This window comes from Chroococcidiopsis cubana SAG 39.79, assembly GCF_003991895.1.
GTDB lineage: Bacteria > Cyanobacteriota > Cyanobacteriia > Cyanobacteriales > Chroococcidiopsidaceae > Chroococcidiopsis > Chroococcidiopsis thermalis.
The window spans coordinates 1-16794 of sequence record NZ_RSCK01000050.1 but is presented as its reverse complement, the minus strand read 5'-3'; the positions used below and the strand labels follow the sequence as shown (position 1 = coordinate 16794).

Below are 16794 nucleotides of genomic sequence, written 5' to 3'. Positions count from 1 at the left end.
TCCCCCTTGTCCCCCTTGTCTCCCTTGTCCCCCTTGTCCCCCTTGTCTCCCTTGTCCCCCTTGTCCCCCTTGTCTCCCTTATCTCTGCTCCCTTATCTCTGCTCCCTGTTCGGTAACTTGTGAGTTTATTGAGGAAATATGGGCAAACTTTCTATATAGAAAGACTAGTGCGGCAACAGGACTTCAGCAGTTGCAAAAAGACTGCGATCTCATCTTGCAAGCATTATTCGCTTCTGCCTTCTGTCTTCTGCTTTTTTGCACTAGTTTCATATATGCTCGAAAATTCTTCACAACCAATGAATAAAGGGACAATTATTTGTGTTGATGACGAACGCAACATACTACTTAGCCTGCACGATAGCTTGAGTCAAATCGCTACCGGATATGCGATCGAGCTAGCAGAAAGCGGAGTAGCAGCCTTGAGCATAATTACTGAACTTAGCCAAAATCAAATTGAAGTCCCTCTGATTATCTGCGATCGCGCTATGCCTGAAATGGATGGAGCAACTCTGCTAATCCAGCTGCATCAACAATTTCCCAAAACACCCAAAATTCTCATCGCTGAACTAGCTGAAATCAGTCATGCCATCCAAGCGAGCGATCGCACCCATCTTTACCGCTACATTACCAAACCTTGGGACGAGACAGACTTCAGTTTAACCGTGCGCGAAGCACTACGGAGTTACGAGCAAGCTAAACAAATAGCAGCACAAAACCAGACATTGAAACAAATGCATCTGGAACTCCAGCGCGAGATCGCCAATCGCCGCCGTGCTGAAGCCCTTTTAGTCTATGATGCCCTTCACGATACCTTGACAGGGTTACCTAACCGCACGCTATTAGTGGAACGGATCGAACAAGCAATTAGAACGGTACGATACGACTCAACATATCAATTTGCCGTATTGTTTATCGATCTCGATCGCTTCAAAATTATCAACGATAGTTTGGGACATACAATAGGCGATGAGCTGCTAGTTGCAATTTCAACTCGCTTTCGCCAATGCCTGCGCAACACTGATATCATCGCTCGGCTGGGAGGCGATGAGTTCGCTGTCTTACTCGAAGAAATTCAAGATACTAGCGACGCGATCCAAATAGCACAGCGCTTGTTAGAAAGCCTATGTACGCCATTCAATTTAAAAGGTCATACCGTTGCTGCCAGTGCCAGCATTGGCGTTGTTGTGGGTTCTAGTTCCACTGCCTATGACAGTGCTGCCGATTTGCTGCGAGATGCCGATCTAACCATGTACCATGCAAAGAAAACAGGCAGAGCTGGCTATGCCTTGTTCGATCGCCAACTACACGTTCAGACCCTCAAATTACTAAAAATTCAGAGCGACTTGCATCAAGCTTTAGAGCGGCAAGAATTTATTTTGTGTTATCAACCAATTGTTGCTCTAAGTACGGGCAAACTCATAGGTTTTGAAGCCTTAGTACGCTGGCATCATCCCCAACAAGGTTTGATCTCGCCTGGTGATTTTATTCCCGTTGCCGAAGAAACAGGATTCATTATCTTTCTGGGAGAGTGGGTATTGCGAGAAGCCTGTCGCCAGATGCACCAGTGGCAGTTACAATTTCCTCTGCATTCACCATTAACTATTAGCGTCAATATTTCTGGCAAACAGTTTTCTCAAGTCAATTTCGTGCAGCAGATCGAACAAATTCTTCTAGAAACTGGGTTTGATGCCCATTTGCTCAAACTAGAGATTACCGAAAGCGTACTCATGGAAAATGCCCAGTCTTCAACGAGTATGCTTAGCCAATTACAAGCTTTGGGTATTCGGTTATCTATTGATGACTTCGGCACGGGGTACTCGTCTTTAAGTTATTTACATCGCCTACGCCTCGATACCTTAAAAATCGATCGCTCCTTCGTGCGCGATGTCGATCGCAGTGTCGAACAAATTGAAATTATCCGTACCATCATTGCCCTAGCTTGGAACTTGGGTATGGATGTCGTTGCCGAAGGCATAGAGACAAAAAAACAACTCTTCCAACTGCGATCGCTCAAATGCGAATACGGACAAGGTTATCTATTTGCTAAACCTTTAGATCGAGCCGCGATTGAAACTCTACTCGCTCAAGATCTACCACTGCAATACTTAAATTAGTAGTGTAGAGACGTTACATGTAACGTTTCTACAAGTTTGAAGTTTGAATTTTGAATTTTGAATTTTCTCCTACCTCTCCAACGTTTTGCTTGTATTTTTGCAAAATAGAATTGCTGTATTTAGCAACAGAAGGATAGCGATGTAATTTGCCGTCTGTTCCTCTATACCACTGAACTGCTTTAGATTTATATAAGTCAGGACTACCGCTATACCAGTGGCTTGCTACTCTTAATACTGCTATCTCTTCATCACCTTGACTTGTAACTAAAGCGTCGTGCCAATATTGCTCTAATTTGTAATGAATAATTTGCTTTTGAACTGTGGGATTGCTGAGAAATTCATCAACAGATATGCTATGACCGAGTGCTTCCTTACTCCAAGCACCAATATTTGCAGGCATAATTTGAGCTAGTCCCAAAGCTTGAGAATGGGGATTCAGCGATTGATGATTATTCGTACTTTCTTGATTAATAATGGCATGGCTGAGCGCATCTACTGGAGAAACCAAAATTGGTGCTGGTTGAGATCGAAAAGTACTTGCTTGAGAAAACTGAGTTTGCAGCGATAGCAGCCATTTTGATAACAACAAACTGAGAACAACTGTAGGGATTAAAATAACTAACTTGTGCCAGCGATCGCGCCTTAGTCGTCGCTGGCGGCGGCGAGATGGATGTATCCGCGTCTGTTGGGTGGATGGTCGATCTACAAGCGTCTGCTTACGTCTAGTAGGTTTAGAATGTATTGTTCGCTGTCTTTCCGGCTCGATTTGCTGCTGAGTAGCTAGCTCTAAAATAATTTTTTGATGCCTCATTACGCGATCGAAGTCATATATCGTCACGAAAAAGGAATTATAGAGGACAAAAAACTTTTTTCTTCGTTTTACAGGTTCTCTTTAGCTTTTGTGCAGCTATTTACAGGGGTAGTTGTCAGCAACTCGCGATTGAATGACGCTACGATCGGCAAAGATACTAATACGTCTCTATCCAATCGATAAATTTCGACTTGAGTGAAAAATATCAGTTTTTAAAATCGGTGAATTGCCGTTGAAAATTAGCCTCATTTTATGATATTGTTTTCTTTATAGTGGAGATATAATTAAAATTTTATTTCAAGGTATACTTTTATATTTTTATAATTAAGTCAACCATTCGGTTGTTAACTATTATCACAAGCGATCGCAACTTTTCTATTAAAAAATAGACAAAAAATTAGGTGGGCAATGCCCACCCTACAAAATTTAAACCATTTCTGACTGCGCCGTAACTGACGGCTCGATTTGAGGTTGGAATTGGAAGAGAGAATATACCACATTTCGACGAATGTTGGTCATCATATCCAAAAACATCTCAAACCCTTCTGTCTTGTATTCAATCAGCGGGTCTTTTTGTCCGTAACCGCGTAAGCCTACAGATTCTCGCAGTCCATCCATTTGTTGTAGATGTTCTCGCCACAGGCTATCGATTTGCTGCAAGATAAAGAAGCGTTCGGCTTGGCGCATCAATCCTGGGCGAATTTGCTCGATTTCGGCTTCTTTGATGTCGTAGGCGATTCTGACTTGTTCGTGAAGGAAGGCTTTAATGTCGCTGACCGTCAAATCTTCCATTTGCTCAGGTTCTAAGTCTGCCAGCAAGTAGACAAACTCCTTCACCTTGCTCACCAATTTTGGTATGTCCCAATCTTCCGAAGGCAAGTCAGGATTGATGTAGTAATCGACAATTTCGTTCATTGTCTGCTCGCCGTACTTGAGTACCTGCTCTTTTAAGTCTTGACCTTCGAGGACGCGACGACGTTCGGCGTAAATTGCCCGCCGCTGCTTGTTCATTACCTCGTCATACTCAAATACCTGTTTGCGGATGTCGTAGTAGTAGGTTTCTACTTTGCGCTGCGCCCCTTCTAAGCTGCGCGTGAGCAATCCCGATTCGATGGGCATATCTTCTTCGACATTGAAGGCTTGCATCAAACCAGCAACGCGATCGCCACCAAAAATCCGCAATAAGTTATCCTCTAAACTGAGGAAGAACCGTGTCGAGCCAGGGTCGCCTTGCCGTCCGGCACGTCCCCGCAACTGGTTGTCAATCCGGCGCGATTCGTGGCGTTCCGTCCCAATGACGTGCAGTCCACCTAACCCTACCACTTCATCGTGTTCTTTAGTGGTGAATTGTTCGTATTCGTGCTTAATCTGGTTGTAAACTTCCCGCAAGCGTTGAATTACCACATCATCTGTAGGCGCTTTTTCCGAAGCAACGGCGACTTTATCTTCGGCTTCAAGTTCCGATAAACTTCTTTCCCCATACTCTTGCGCCGCAACTTCTACTGCTGCTTTGAGCATTTGCTCGGTTTCTCGCGATAACTCGACGGGATAAATTTGGGGCGATGCTTTCCAGGTCTTGACCTTCTTCCCAGGGACAAAACCCTGACCGCTGCTACTACCTGTAGGTAAACCAGCCGCCCGTTGTACGGCAAATACGTCTTCATCCTCTGGCATCACGATCCGCGGCATGAAGTATTCCCGCAGTTTCAGGCGTGCCATATAATCGGCATTACCACCCAAGATGATATCCGTACCTCGTCCTGCCATGTTGGTAGCAATCGTAACAGCCCCTTTTCTACCTGCTTGGGCGATAATTTCCGATTCCCGTTCGACGTTCTCCGGTCTAGCATTGAGTAGGTTATATGGGATTTCTAACTGGTTGAGCAGCCGACTGAGAACTTCAGAGTTTTCCACGCTAGTCGTACCGACTAGGACAGGGCGACCTTTTTCGTGCATCTCAGCACATTCTTGAGCGATCGCCCGCCACTTACCTGCTTCATTCTTGTAAACTACATCAGATAAGTCTCGGCGTTTTGTCGTTCTATTGGTAGGAATACTTGCAACTTCGAGTTTGTAAATCTTCTCAAACTCTGCCTGTTCTGTTTTTGCCGTCCCTGTCATCCCCGACAGTTTTGGATAGAGCAAAAATAGGTTTTGGTAGGTAATCGTGGCTAAAGTTTGAGTTTCCGGTTGAATTTCTACCCTTTCCTTGGCTTCAATGGCTTGGTGCAATCCGTCACTCCAGCGTCTGCCTGGTAGCACCCGTCCGGTAAACTCGTCTACGATGACTATCTCATCTTCGCGAACGATGTAGTTTACATCCCCGAGGAATAATTCTTTAGCTTTGAGGGCGTTAAAAACGAAATGCGCCCAAGGGTCATCGGGGTTGAATAAATCCGTCACTCCCAACAATTCTTCGGCAGCAGCAAAACCCTCATCTGTTAGTAGCACGTTCCGCGCTTTTTCATCAACTTCGTAATGCTCGTCTTTTTGCAAGGCAGCGGCAATTTGAGAGGCACGGATATATTTTTCTGTCGGTTTTTCTACTTGTCCAGAGATAATTAAAGGCGTGCGTGCTTCATCAATTAAGATTGAGTCTACTTCGTCAATGACGCAGAAGTTGAAGGGACGCTGCACGACATCATCCATGTGGGTAGCCATGTTGTCGCGCAGGTAGTCAAAACCCACCTCGCTATTGGTGACATAGGTAATATCGCAAGCATAGTTGCGCTTGCGCTCGTCTGGGGTCATGCTTTGTTGAATCAGTCCGACGCTCAACCCCAAGAAACGATGCACTTGACCCATCCATTCAGCGTCCCGCTTTGCCAGGTAATCGTTGACGGTGACTACGTGCGCTCCTTTCCCTGTCAATGCATTGAGGTAAGATGGCAGGGTTGCCACTAAGGTCTTACCCTCACCCGTTTTCATCTCGGCAATTTGACCTTGGTGGAGGATAATACCACCTAGTAACTGCACGTCAAAGTGCCGCATTCCCAATACTCTGCGTCCCGCCTCGCGCACGACAGCAAATGCTTCTGGCAGAATGTCATCCAAGCTTTCACCTTTTTCGAGGCGCTGTTTAAACTCTGCTGTCTTACCAATTAGTTGCTCGTCAGGGAGAGCTTTAATGTCTTCTTCTAATAAATTAATTTCTGTGACGTAAGGCTGATATTTTTTGAGCTTACGAGCGTTGGGATCGCCCAGCAAGGTTTTTAGCATGGTAGGTCAGGAGAACTTAAGGATTTCTAGGAAGTTTAATTTGTGAGTTTTGATTTTGCCATCAGCTCATACTGGTGGGACGCTAGAACTCAAATACTAGCCTTTTGGATGGACAAAATTGGTCAATTGTACAGTGTTTCGGCTATCGGTCTTGATATAAACTTTATAGATCGTATCATTTTACCCTAATTCTATAATGGTGCGGATAGGCGATCGCTTTTGGTCGGGAGTCGGGAGTGGTTCGAGTATGGGAGTTGGGGATAAGGAGGACAAGGAGGACAAGGGAGAATAACTACAAATGACCGATGACCAATGAGCAATGACAATTATGGGGAATTCTCCCATTCTGATGTAAGGCTACGGAAGTTGAAGGCGTTGGCGTTGGGATGACAGGTGACGCAACTGCTGAGTTGAGTTGGTTTTGGTAATTTGACTTTGGGATGCAAAGCTTTGAAATAACGCGAGTTGGCAATGCGGTATGGTATTTCTTCGTCTTGGTTGAGGGGACGGGAAGCAAATCTGAGATAATTCCACACTAGAATGCGGGGTGGATCGACTAAGGGTTTGATTTGTACGCCGTAGTGCTGGGTATCTTGTAGCAGCCGCTGCCAAGTTTGCACGGGTAAGACGGCTGGTGGAACGGCGATGTGGCAAGTCGCGCAGTTTTCCAAGTAGAGTTCTTGTCCTAGTTGATAGCGTTGGGGAACTGCATCAATGGTGTTAGCTGGTTGGGCGTGCGTTGCCATTGCTAAAACCCAAGCAGCAGCAATGCTCCAAGCTAAAATTAACAGAAAGAGGATCGCAGGCGATCGCTTGCTTTTTGGGCGATGTGGTTTCGATTTGAGGGCAGGTAACATAGTTGTCATTAGTCATTAGTCATTAGTCATTTGTAAGCAAGTTGGTGACTGATGGCAGTCAAATTTAGAAAATTTTACACTTTGGGTTATTAGTCATTAGTCATTTGTCAGCGAACAACTACCAACTACCAACTACCAATTACCAATTACCAATTACCAATTATCATGAATTATTCTCCTAGCAAATGCGATCGCATTCTACTCAAGTTTAATGACAGCTTCAAAAAAAGTCGAACAGATCTTTCAGCAGTACTCCTTTTTCCCAAACATCATTTGTGGGTTGGTTCGGATGAAACATCGACTATCGAACGTCTAACTTTTGTAGAGCAGCAAAACTGCTTTGCCGAACATCACACATTTCATGTTCAAGATTTTATTGAGCTACCAAAACCGGAAGACGAGGAAATTGATATTGAAGGATTAGCTTATCACGATTACTATCTCTGGTTTATTGGTTCTCATAGTTGGAAGCGCAAAAAGCCAAAACCAGAACATACTGATGTGGAGAATATTGAACGATTAGCTAAGATAAAAACGGAAGAAAATCGTTATATTATTGGGCGTATTCCTTTAGTTGATGGCAATTTGCGTCAGTCATGTCCCCACCCTGAAAATCCAGATGTCACCTTGACTGCGGCAAAAGTTAAACTAACAGAGGGGGGTAATATGCTTACTGAAGCTTTAGCAACAGATCTCCACCTTGGCGATTTTGTCAAGACTAATATTCCCGGTAAAGATAATGGTTTTGACGTAGAAGGAATAGCAATCTATCAACAAAAAGTTTTTCTTGGTTTACGGGGTCCAGTATTGCGGGGCTGGGCAGCGATCTTAGAGTTAGAGTTAGAAATAGATGTTCGAGAAGACACTTTAAAGCTAAAGCCAATTGGAGCAGAACAAAATCTTTATAAAAAGCATTTTGTTTATTTGAATGGCTTAGGTATTCGAGATCTACACGTAGATGAAAAAGATTTTTTAATCTTAGCGGGACCGACAATGGATTTAGATGGTCCAGTCCGAGTTTATCGCTGGCACAATGGTGTAAATATAGCTGAAAATACGCTATCTTACCCAGAGGTTATGTTAGAAATCCCTTTCGGTATTGGAGACGACCACGCAGAAGGAATGATTACGTTTAATGAATATACTCAAACTCCGTCGCTTTTGGTGATTTACGACGCGCCCGCCGCCGCAAGATTGGAGGGTGAAGGTGGCGTGTGGGCAGATGTATTCAGTTATCAGTAGAGAGTGACTAGTGACTAGTGCTAGTGACTAGAAAAGAGTAGTTAGCAATAACTTACGACTTACGACTTATTAAAGGTTTGTTGAGATGGCTTGCGTTGGACAGGTAGGAATGCACTGTTCGCAGACAATACAGCGCGATCGCGTGAATGTCAGTTCAAATGTGGCAGAATTAAGGGTTAAGGCTTCGGTGGGACAAACTCCGGTACACAAACCGCAGTCTACGCAAAGTTCGCGATCGATAGTAATTTCAGCCATTGCCGAAGAGACGTTGATGTTTTGCGATCGCATCCAATCAACCGCCGCATCGAGTTGATCGATATCTCCTGACAATTCTACAACTAACGTACCAACTTGATTAGGGGCAACTTGAGCGCGGATAATATTAGCAGCAACGTTAAAATCTTTTGCCAGTCTGTATGTCACTGGTACTTGTATGGCACGACGAGGGAAGGTCAGGGTAACTCTTTTTTTCATTAGGCAGGGAGTTGGGAGCAGGGAGTAGTTATGTCCTACTTCCGAATTTTCCTATCTTCTCTAATTTGTAACAAAAACCTTTGATGACCGTTCGATTAAAATGAAAACTGTTGCTTGATTAAGTTTTGATAAAAGCTTTATGAGTTTGAATACTCCAGATCCTCCAATTGAGCCTACTGAGTTGACGGTAGGAAAGCGGGTTAGAAATTTAATTGTAGTTTTAGTTGCGATCGCTCTGAGTGTCGCCTTATTCCTTGGCTTACGGACTCAAACGGGTGCAGTGACGCTAGCAACATTAAGCGATCGCTCGACACCGCTAGAAGTGGCTTTGAGCAACAGCAAGCCAACGCTGATGGAGTTTTATGCTGACTGGTGTACGGTATGTCAGAAAATGGTTCCAGATATTGCTCAGCTAGAACAAGAGTACGCCGGCAAGGTAAACTTTGTCATGCTGAATGTGGATAACAGCAAGTGGTTGCCAGAAATTTTGAAATATCGAGTTGATGGGATTCCCCATTTCGTGTATTTAGGTAAACAAGGAGAGGCGATCGCGCAGGCGATCGGAGAACAACCGCGCAGTATTATGGCAAGTAACTTAGAAGCGTTATTAAATGATGCCCCCTTGCCTTACACTTCCGCTAGCGGTAAAGTCTCCAAATACGAAGCAAATGTTACTCCATCCTCTGAAACTGACGATCCACGTTTACATAGCTCCCAGGTGGTGAAGTGATCGATGGTAGTTGGTAGTTGGTAATTGGTAGTTGGCTAAACTGTTAAGCTGTCACGCATTTAACTTGTACTATCAGTAAGATCGAAACGCTTACCACTACCAACTTCAGACATTTTGACTTTTAACTTTTGACTTTTGACTTACTTATTTGGGATTGTACGGCGAGTATTGTGCAAATTCCCAGCATAGATTAGTCGCATGTGTTGTTTCTAACACGCGATCGATGTGGAATTCTACCAAGCATTCCGCACCGATAAATTGTGCTATGCGATTAGTATCCCAGATAATCTTAGCCGTGCCAGTGAGCTGTAGGGTATGTCCGCAGACAAAATCAAGGAACAGTAAGCCGATTTGAGCATACTGGGCAATGTTACCAAGAGTGTTGAACATATTATTGCCCGTATAATCGGGAAATACCAATTCAGTCGCGTTCAACACTTGTACGAAACCTGGATATCCTCCCCGATGAGATGCATCAGCACTACTTTGGGGGTGGAAGCTAGCGATGAAAAATGTGTCTGCTTGAGTAATCCATTGCTGTTGTGCCGGAGTCAAGGCTGTATAACTATAAACTTCGGGTATCGCTGTTTGGCGATCGCTTTCAGCAACTAAATCTCTGGTTTGAATATATTTAGGACAGTTGAAATAGACTTGCTGAGTCTGCACGTCAATACGTCCATTTTGCTTCAGTTCTGCTTTGCCGTTAATCCGTAAGCGCCGCCGAGTCACTAAATCGATAACAAGAATACCGATATCGTCATGTATTGACAGGTTTTTTAGTAACGGATCGCTAGAATTAGCTGTTGTTTGAACCTGAACGAGTTGTTCTGCTACTACTTGTACAAAACCAGGTTTTCCTGTTAGCAGCGATGCCCAAACTTTACCATGTTTGTCAATCGTACTCGCGATCGCCAATCTTTGCGTGCGTAGAAAGTCGCGTGCAGTTGGATTAATACTCGCACCAATAATTTTAGTTAAATGTGCTGCTTCTGTCTGCACTCCCGCTTGTGCTTGAACTGTGAGTTCCCCTGCATGATAAGTTGATATGTTACGCATTTAGTTTACAAAATGTCTGAAACCAAAACACTCTGCATAATGAGTGTCACAATTTTGACTTTTAACTTTTGATTTTTGACTTACAGTCCTGGCATACTGACGTAACCTGGTAACCGCTTGATGCGATCGCACCAAGCGATAACGTGAGGATAGTTATCTAAAGCAACTTTTGCGTCTGCGGCTAGTCCGACATAGGGGAAGCAGGCAAGATCGGCTATTGTAGGATGGCTGCATTCTAACCACTGGTTATTCGTTAAATGGCGATCGAGAATTTGCAATACTTGATAAGCTTTCTGTTGAGTTAAATCTATATCCAATTGCCCTTTAAAGATAAAATATCTCCTCGCCGCCGCTAGACTATTGGCAATCTCATTCGCGGCAAAAGACAACCACTGCATAATTTTTGCGATCGCTTCAGGCTCTAGAGGTAACCAATCTTCGCCGCCGTAGCGTCGGGCTAGGTACACTAAAATAGCCTGGGAATCTCGTAATATTACATCACCATCCACAAAAACTGGTACTTGTCCGCAAGGGTTGAGTTGCAGAAATCGTTCGGTTTTGTGTTCTCCTGCCTTTAAGTTGACGGGTACTGACTCATAATCTAAGTTCAATATCGACAGCAACAGCCTGACTTTATGGCAATTACCAGATAGTACAAAGTCATATAGCTGAATCATTAGTTCCTCTATGTGGAGCGTCAATTTTTTTGTACCGATCGTTCGGTGTAAATTTACTATACCGATCGTTCAGTACAATGTCAATTAGAATCAAAAATTTTAATCTTTGTAAATGTCCAAAGCAGAAGCGATCGCCCAAATCTTAAAAGTCTTTCGGCAGTATGGTTATGAAGGAACAACCCTATCGCGATTGTCCAAAGCGACGGGTTTGGGTAAAGCCAGTCTCTACCACTACTTTCCCAATGGCAAAGAAGAGATGGCACAAGCCGTACTTAACTTTGTTGATGAATGGATGAAAGCGAATATTTTTGTTCCCTTAAAAGGTGCGGGTACGCCTCGCGATCGCCTAGAGAAAATGAGCGAGAATGTAGATCGGTTGTATTGCGGCGGCGAACAAACTTGTATATTAGCCGTGCTGTCTTTGGGAGAAGCCAAGGATTTATTTAACATTCAAATTCAGCAAGCACTTAAGAGCTGGATCGATACTTTAGCTGAAGTTCTAGTAGAAGCAAGGATCGAGCCAACACTTGCCCGCCAAAAAGCAGAAGACGCTATTATTCAAATTCAAGGCTCTCTCGTCTTAGCTAGAAGCATGGACGACACTGCACCCTTTCAAAGAGTACTGAAGCGGTTGCCAGAGATGTTATTGGAAAATGGTAATGGGTAGTTGGTAGTTGGTAGTTGGTAGTTGAGCGATAACTGGTCACTGGTCACTAGTCACTGCAATAAAGGCAACTTGAGCCGCAGCTTGTTCGGCATCTTTTTTTGAGCGTCCCGTCCCTTGACCTAGTAAACGCCCTTGCAACCAAACTTCAGCACTAAAACGCTCGAAAGCTCCGTGAGGCTGTAGAGATTCTCGGACGCGATATTCTGGCAAAATCTTAAATTGTGCTTGAGTCCACTCTTGCAGGGCTGCTTTGTAGTTGTGTCTTGCTGGATCGGTGCGAATTTCTGCTGCTAGTTGCTTAAAATGCGGATCGAGCCAAGGACGCACGAGTTCTTGGGTGCGGGTGCTGAGATAAAGAGCGCCGAGAACAGCTTCAAAAGCATCTGCTAGGCGCGATTCTCGTCCGGCTCTATCGGTAGAAGCACTGTTAGAAACAAGCAGATAGAGTTCCAAGCCGTATTCTGTGGCTAGTTGCGCCAAAATGCGATCGCTGACCAAAACTGACCGAATTGCGGCAAATTCTCCCACTGGACATTCGGGGTAAGTTTCCCATAAGACTTCGGCTGCTACGAGTCTCACAACTGCATCTCCGACAAATTCTAATTGTTCGTAGTTTGCTTGAGCTGAGACAGTAGGATGGGTTAATGCTAAATCTAGCAATTGCCAATTGATTTGAGCTGAGGTCGAGATTCCCAGTTTATTGACTAAGCTTTGTAATTGCTTTTGCCGACGCGGATAGAATAAGGTCATTGGTCATTGGTCATTGGTCATTGGTCATTGGTCGTTGGTCATTGGTCAATAATAAATAATAGACGATCGCTCGCCTGCTATATCTTCTATCTTGTCGCGATCGCGCTCAGGGAGACATGTGCGAAAGTCATCCTTAAGACACAGAGAAAATTTAACTACTGTGGTCTAATTACTACGGTCAGCTTCCCAATAGCTAGATACAACTATCAGTTTTGCCTTTTGACTTTTAACTTTTGACTTTTGAGGAGCGATTGCTATGTCCGTACTAGAAGGTACTTGGCAACACGAATACATTATCAGTAACGGGCTGAGGCTGCACTACGTCACCCAAGGTGAAGGTCCGTTGATGTTGATGTTACACGGCTTTCCTGAGTTTTGGTACTCTTGGCGACATCAAATCCCTGAGTTTGCCAAGGATTACAAAGTCGTAGCATTAGACTTGCGGGGATATAACGACAGCGACAAACCAAAAGCGCAATCAGCTTATGTCATGGCTGAGTTTATCAAAGATATTGAGGGTGTCATTAAGGGACTGGGATACGACAAGTGTATTTTAGTCGGACACGACTGGGGAGGAGCGATCGCGTGGAGTTTTGCCTACGCTCACCCAGAAATGGTAGAACGCCTAATCGTACTAAATATACCCCATCCTGCCAAATTTGCTGAGGGTTTCCGCACGCCGCAACAATTGCTGAAGAGTTCTTATATGTTTCTATTCCAGCTTCCTGTCTTACCAGAAATGCTGCTTCAAGCGGGAGATTACCAAGCAATTGAAAATGGCTTGAAAGGTATGGCTGTGAATAAGAGCGCTTTTACTCCCGCAGATATTGAGGCTTACAAAGATGCAGCAGCTAAGCGTGGAGCGCTAACAGCAGCCCTCAATTATTATCGCAATATGTTGCAACAAGGTATGACTAACCCAAATTGGGGTGTACTCAACGTACCAACATTGATGATTTGGGGTGAAAAAGATACAGCCTTGGGTAGGGAATTGAGTTATGGTACTGCTACTTACGTAAATCCATTCCAAGTTAGATACATTCCAGATGCTAGCCACTGGGTACAACAGGAAAAACCCGAATTAGTCAATGAGTATATGCGGGAGTTTTTGAGTAGTTAGTGAGTGGCTAGTGGTTGATGACTAGTAACTAGACTCTTTTCTAGCCACTAGCCACCAGTTACTAGTAACTAATACCTGATTGACATTTTAGTAATAAAAATTCATACTAAGGTAAAAATACTCAAAGAACTTTCATCAAAAGCAGGGTTCAGTCATGATAGATGGCTATTACGCTTTTGTACTGCGACGACTGGCTACAGTTCTGGCTGTAGTGATGTTGACTTTAAGCTCGATCGCCGCACTGACAGGAATTTTACTGGCATTTTACTACGAACCAACAGCAGGGGGAGCGTACAATTCTCTGAGGGCGATCGCAACTCAGATTCCTAACGGTTGGTTAATCCGACGGATTCACTCTCTTGCTGGTAATGGCTTAATCGGTGTCTCCTTGGTTGAAATCGTTGTCATGTTTTTAGGAGAAAGATTTCGCCCAAGCTGGATAACTGCCTGGATTAGCGGTATTTTACTAACACTTACTGCGATCGGTTTAAGCTGGACGGCAATATTACTTGATTGGACGCAAATTGGTTACTGGCGATTCACAATTGAGTTAGGTACGATTGAAGCGCTTCCAGCGATTGGTTCTCAGCTTCGTAATATTCTTACGGGTGGCGGCGCGGTAAATACTGTCACAGTTCAGCACCTGTTTACCATCCACAGTTACCTGCTTTCCGGTGGCGCGATCGTTCTATCTATTATTCATTTGACAGGTTTATTGCTACAGGAAAAAGAGGTGAAGCAGATCGAATCGGCAAATTAGATACCTTTAATGTTTAGATACCTTTAATGTAGAGACGTTACATGTAACGTCTCTACCCACACAAAGTCTCAGCGTGGTGGCGAATATGATCCCCCACAAAGGTAGAAATAAAGTAATAACTGTGGTCGTAACCTTCTTGCAAACGCAGGGTTAAAGGTTGTTTAACCTGATGACAAGCTCGTTCAAATATTTCTGGCATCAACTGTTGACTTAAAAACTTATCTGCTGTACCTTGGTCGATGAGAATTGGGGAAGTGTATTTGTTAGTGATTATTAGTTCACTTGCATCATAATTTCGCCAAGTTTCCCGCTCGGTTCCCAAATAATTTGTAAAAGCCTTTTGTCCCCAAGCACACTGCATTGGCGCAGCAATTGGTGCAAAAGCGGAAACAGATTTGAATAGTTCGGGGTTACGTAAAGCACAAACTAACGCCCCGTGTCCGCCCATAGAATGACCCAAGATTCCTTGTCGTTCGACTTGGACGGGAAAATGTGAAGCAATTAACGTGGGTAATTCTTTCACTACATAACTATACATTTGATAGTGCGATCGCCACGGTTCCTCTGTCGCATCCACGTAAAAACCCGCACCCGTACCAAAATCCCAATCCTTATCTTCTCCCTCAATGCCCGTATTGCGGGGGCTAGTATCTGAAGCCACTAAAATTAATCCATGCTCGGCAGCATACCTTTGTGCCCCTGCTTTAGTGATAAAATTTTCTTCGGTACAGGTTAAGCCAGAGAGAAAATAGAGGACGGGAACGGCTTGCGATCGCGCTTGAGGTGGTTGGTAAACTGCAAATCGCATTTCGATATTGCAAGTTTGAGAATGATGGCTGTAAAAACCTTGCGTACCGTCAAAGCATTTATATTCTGAAATTAAATTAATTTCGGTCATGAATTTTCCTGTATGGGCATTGCCCACTCTACTAACAATCGCTCGCTTCCAGCAATATATCTCTAAGAATTTGCAGGGCAACTTGAATTTGAGCGCTGTCAATAACTAATGGCGGACAAAAACGAATTGCTGCTTTGCCACAACCTAAGAGCAACAAACCCTTTAAAAAGGCAAAATCGATAATGCGATCGCGCCGCTCTGAATCTAACTTACCATCCGCATCCAAGACATCAAATGCTACCATCAATCCTTTACCGCGTGGAGGGGAGATCCAAGAAAATTGCTGTGACAGCTCCGTAAGCCCGGACATCAGCAAGTTGCCCATGTTTTGAGCATTTTCAATCAAACCACCTTCCAACAACCGTAAGGTTACGTTAGCCGCTGCACAAGCCACGGGATTACCTCCAAATGTCGTAGCGTGAGAGCCAGGTTGCCAAGTCATCAGGTGCGATCGCGCTAAAATTGCACCCAAAGGTAGACCGCTAGCAATGCCTTTTGCCAAAGTAATAATATCCGGCACTACACCCCAATGCTCGATCGCGAATAAGCGCCCAGTCCGACCCATTCCCGCTTGCACTTCATCGACAACCATCAAAATACCGTGGCGATCGCAAATCTGCCGAATTCGTTTTAAAAAACCATCTTCCGGTACGATATAGCCGCCTTCCCCTTGAATTGGTTCGACGAAAATTGCTGCAATATCTTCTGGAGGCAGAACGGTAGGAAAAAGCTTTGATTCTAGATAGTCTAACGCTGCATGAGTACCATAGGGAATGTGAGTCACTCCTGGTAATAGAGGACCGAAGTGCTGTCGTTGCACGGCTTTAGAACCCGTCAGCGACATTGCCCCGTAGGTACGCCCGTGGAATGCACCCAAGAAAGCAACAACTTGAGAACGTCTGGTATAGTAACGAGCAAGTTTCAGCGCCCCCTCATTAGACTCAGCCCCAGAATTGCTAAAAAAGACTTTTGCCGGAATCAGAAAAGGGGCGCGAGTTGCTAAATTTTCCGCCAACTCCACCATCGACTCGTAGTAAAAATCAGTTCCCGACATATGGAGCAAATTGGCAGCTTGTGCTTGAACTGCTGCGACAACTTCAGGATGAGCGTGTCCAGTCGATGCTACGGCAATACCGGCGGTTAGATCTAAAAATACGTTACCATCGACATCTTCCACCATGCAGCCCTCACCACGGGCAACCACAAGCGGATAGCCACGGGTATAGGAAGGAGAAGTAACAGCGCGATCGCGTTCTACCAATACTTGAGCGCGGGGACCAGGTAAGGAAGTCACTAAGTGAGGCACAAGCGGCAGAGGGCGTTTAGTTGGGATACTTAGCATAGAAAGGACAAGGGGGACAAGGGGGACAAGGGGGACAAGGGGGACAAGGGGGACAAGGGGGACAAGGGGACAAGGGG

15 protein-coding genes are annotated in these 16794 nt (G+C 44.5%); 6 read left to right on the top strand and 9 right to left on the bottom strand.

Annotation, left to right across the window (positions count from 1 at the left end):
- The first annotated feature begins 296 nt into the window (after positions 1-296).
- Positions 297-2114, top strand: coding sequence for a putative bifunctional diguanylate cyclase/phosphodiesterase (locus DSM107010_RS23840; RefSeq protein ID WP_241994327.1), 1818 nt, complete (start codon positions 297-299; stop codon positions 2112-2114).
- 28 nt (positions 2115-2142) lie between these two features.
- Here DSM107010_RS23840 and DSM107010_RS23835 read toward each other — a convergent pair whose 3' ends face one another.
- The 3 genes from DSM107010_RS23835 to DSM107010_RS23825 form a co-directional block, all read right to left on the bottom strand.
- Positions 2143-2952 carry a lysozyme family protein gene (locus tag DSM107010_RS23835; protein ID WP_127024092.1) on the bottom strand — a complete coding sequence of 270 codons (810 nt, stop codon included), beginning with the start codon at positions 2950-2952 and terminating at the stop codon, positions 2143-2145.
- Positions 2953-3351: 399 nt separating this feature from the next.
- The gene (gene secA / locus DSM107010_RS23830; protein WP_015156050.1) at positions 3352-6144 is read right to left on the bottom strand and encodes a preprotein translocase subunit SecA; all 2793 of its coding nucleotides are present in this window, start codon (positions 6142-6144) and stop codon (positions 3352-3354) included.
- A gap of 326 nt (positions 6145-6470) precedes the next feature.
- The gene (locus tag DSM107010_RS23825) at positions 6471-7001 is read right to left on the bottom strand and encodes a diheme cytochrome C (protein ID WP_041462555.1); all 531 of its coding nucleotides are present in this window, start codon (positions 6999-7001) and stop codon (positions 6471-6473) included.
- Between the two features lie 165 nt (positions 7002-7166).
- On the opposite strand from DSM107010_RS23825, the gene DSM107010_RS23820 reads away from it, so the two are divergent.
- Entirely contained in the window at positions 7167-8243 is a 1077-nt protein-coding gene (locus tag DSM107010_RS23820; protein WP_127024088.1) for a DUF3616 domain-containing protein, read from the top strand.
- A 69-nt stretch (positions 8244-8312) separates the two neighbouring features.
- Here DSM107010_RS23820 and DSM107010_RS23815 read toward each other — a convergent pair whose 3' ends face one another.
- Positions 8313-8717 carry an NIL domain-containing protein gene (locus tag DSM107010_RS23815; RefSeq protein WP_015156053.1) on the bottom strand — a complete coding sequence of 135 codons (405 nt, stop codon included), beginning with the start codon at positions 8715-8717 and terminating at the stop codon, positions 8313-8315.
- A gap of 139 nt (positions 8718-8856) precedes the next feature.
- Here DSM107010_RS23815 and DSM107010_RS23810 point away from each other — a divergent pair, with 139 nt between their 5' ends.
- Positions 8857-9447: a thioredoxin family protein gene (locus DSM107010_RS23810; protein ID WP_106168856.1), complete on the top strand. Its 591-nt coding sequence runs from the start codon at positions 8857-8859 to the stop codon at positions 9445-9447.
- 144 nt (positions 9448-9591) lie between these two features.
- On the opposite strand, the gene DSM107010_RS23805 is transcribed toward DSM107010_RS23810, so the two are convergent.
- A complete protein-coding gene (locus tag DSM107010_RS23805; protein ID WP_106168855.1) occupies positions 9592-10503 on the bottom strand; it encodes a pyridoxamine 5'-phosphate oxidase family protein in 912 nt (303 codons plus the stop codon).
- A gap of 80 nt (positions 10504-10583) precedes the next feature.
- Positions 10584-11180, bottom strand: a complete 597-nt coding sequence (locus DSM107010_RS23800; protein WP_106168854.1) for a glutathione S-transferase family protein — start codon at positions 11178-11180, stop codon at positions 10584-10586.
- A gap of 112 nt (positions 11181-11292) precedes the next feature.
- Between DSM107010_RS23800 and DSM107010_RS23795 the strand changes: the two genes are divergently transcribed.
- Positions 11293-11847 (top strand): TetR/AcrR family transcriptional regulator, encoded by a 555-nt coding sequence (locus DSM107010_RS23795; RefSeq protein WP_015156057.1) that lies wholly within the window; start codon positions 11293-11295, stop codon positions 11845-11847.
- Positions 11848-11883: 36 nt separating this feature from the next.
- On the opposite strand, the gene rnc is transcribed toward DSM107010_RS23795, so the two are convergent.
- Complete coding sequence (gene rnc / locus DSM107010_RS23790; RefSeq protein ID WP_015156058.1) at positions 11884-12597, bottom strand: ribonuclease III; 714 nt, start codon at positions 12595-12597, stop codon at positions 11884-11886.
- 256 nt (positions 12598-12853) lie between these two features.
- On the opposite strand from rnc, the gene DSM107010_RS23780 reads away from it, so the two are divergent.
- The gene (locus DSM107010_RS23780) at positions 12854-13717 is read left to right on the top strand and encodes an alpha/beta fold hydrolase (protein ID WP_015156059.1); all 864 of its coding nucleotides are present in this window, start codon (positions 12854-12856) and stop codon (positions 13715-13717) included.
- A 154-nt stretch (positions 13718-13871) separates the two neighbouring features.
- Positions 13872-14477 (top strand): cytochrome b N-terminal domain-containing protein, encoded by a 606-nt coding sequence (locus DSM107010_RS23775; protein ID WP_106168852.1) that lies wholly within the window; start codon positions 13872-13874, stop codon positions 14475-14477.
- A 52-nt stretch (positions 14478-14529) separates the two neighbouring features.
- Here the strand turns inward: DSM107010_RS23775 and fghA are convergent, their stop codons facing one another.
- Both fghA and DSM107010_RS23765 read right to left on the bottom strand, forming a co-directional pair.
- Positions 14530-15375, bottom strand: coding sequence for an S-formylglutathione hydrolase (gene fghA / locus DSM107010_RS23770; protein ID WP_127024085.1), 846 nt, complete (start codon positions 15373-15375; stop codon positions 14530-14532).
- A gap of 31 nt (positions 15376-15406) precedes the next feature.
- On the bottom strand, positions 15407-16717 hold the full coding sequence (locus DSM107010_RS23765) for an acetyl ornithine aminotransferase family protein (RefSeq protein ID WP_106216887.1): 1311 nt from the start codon (positions 16715-16717) through the stop codon (positions 15407-15409).
- Between the last annotated feature and the right edge of the window lie 77 nt (positions 16718-16794).

Bases quoted from the DNA above. Each gene is read 5' to 3' on its own strand.
- DSM107010_RS23800 (WP_106168854.1), bottom strand. From the start codon at position 11,180: ATGATTCAGCTATATGACTTTGTACTATCTGGTAATTGCCATAAAGTC.
- fghA (WP_127024085.1), bottom strand. From the start codon at position 15,375: ATGACCGAAATTAATTTAATTTCAGAATATAAATGCTTTGACGGTACG.
- DSM107010_RS23810 (WP_106168856.1), top strand. From the start codon at position 8,857: ATGAGTTTGAATACTCCAGATCCTCCAATTGAGCCTACTGAGTTGACG.
- DSM107010_RS23805 (WP_106168855.1), bottom strand. From the start codon at position 10,503: ATGCGTAACATATCAACTTATCATGCAGGGGAACTCACAGTTCAAGCA.
- rnc (WP_015156058.1), bottom strand. From the start codon at position 12,597: ATGACCTTATTCTATCCGCGTCGGCAAAAGCAATTACAAAGCTTAGTC.
- DSM107010_RS23820 (WP_127024088.1), top strand. From the start codon at position 7,167: ATGAATTATTCTCCTAGCAAATGCGATCGCATTCTACTCAAGTTTAAT.
- DSM107010_RS23840 (WP_241994327.1), top strand. From the start codon at position 297: ATGAATAAAGGGACAATTATTTGTGTTGATGACGAACGCAACATACTA.
- DSM107010_RS23775 (WP_106168852.1), top strand. From the start codon at position 13,872: ATGATAGATGGCTATTACGCTTTTGTACTGCGACGACTGGCTACAGTT.
- secA (WP_015156050.1), bottom strand. From the start codon at position 6,144: ATGCTAAAAACCTTGCTGGGCGATCCCAACGCTCGTAAGCTCAAAAAA.
- DSM107010_RS23795 (WP_015156057.1), top strand. From the start codon at position 11,293: ATGTCCAAAGCAGAAGCGATCGCCCAAATCTTAAAAGTCTTTCGGCAG.
- DSM107010_RS23765 (WP_106216887.1), bottom strand. From the start codon at position 16,717: ATGCTAAGTATCCCAACTAAACGCCCTCTGCCGCTTGTGCCTCACTTA.
- DSM107010_RS23815 (WP_015156053.1), bottom strand. From the start codon at position 8,717: ATGAAAAAAAGAGTTACCCTGACCTTCCCTCGTCGTGCCATACAAGTA.
- DSM107010_RS23780 (WP_015156059.1), top strand. From the start codon at position 12,854: ATGTCCGTACTAGAAGGTACTTGGCAACACGAATACATTATCAGTAAC.
- DSM107010_RS23825 (WP_041462555.1), bottom strand. From the start codon at position 7,001: ATGTTACCTGCCCTCAAATCGAAACCACATCGCCCAAAAAGCAAGCGA.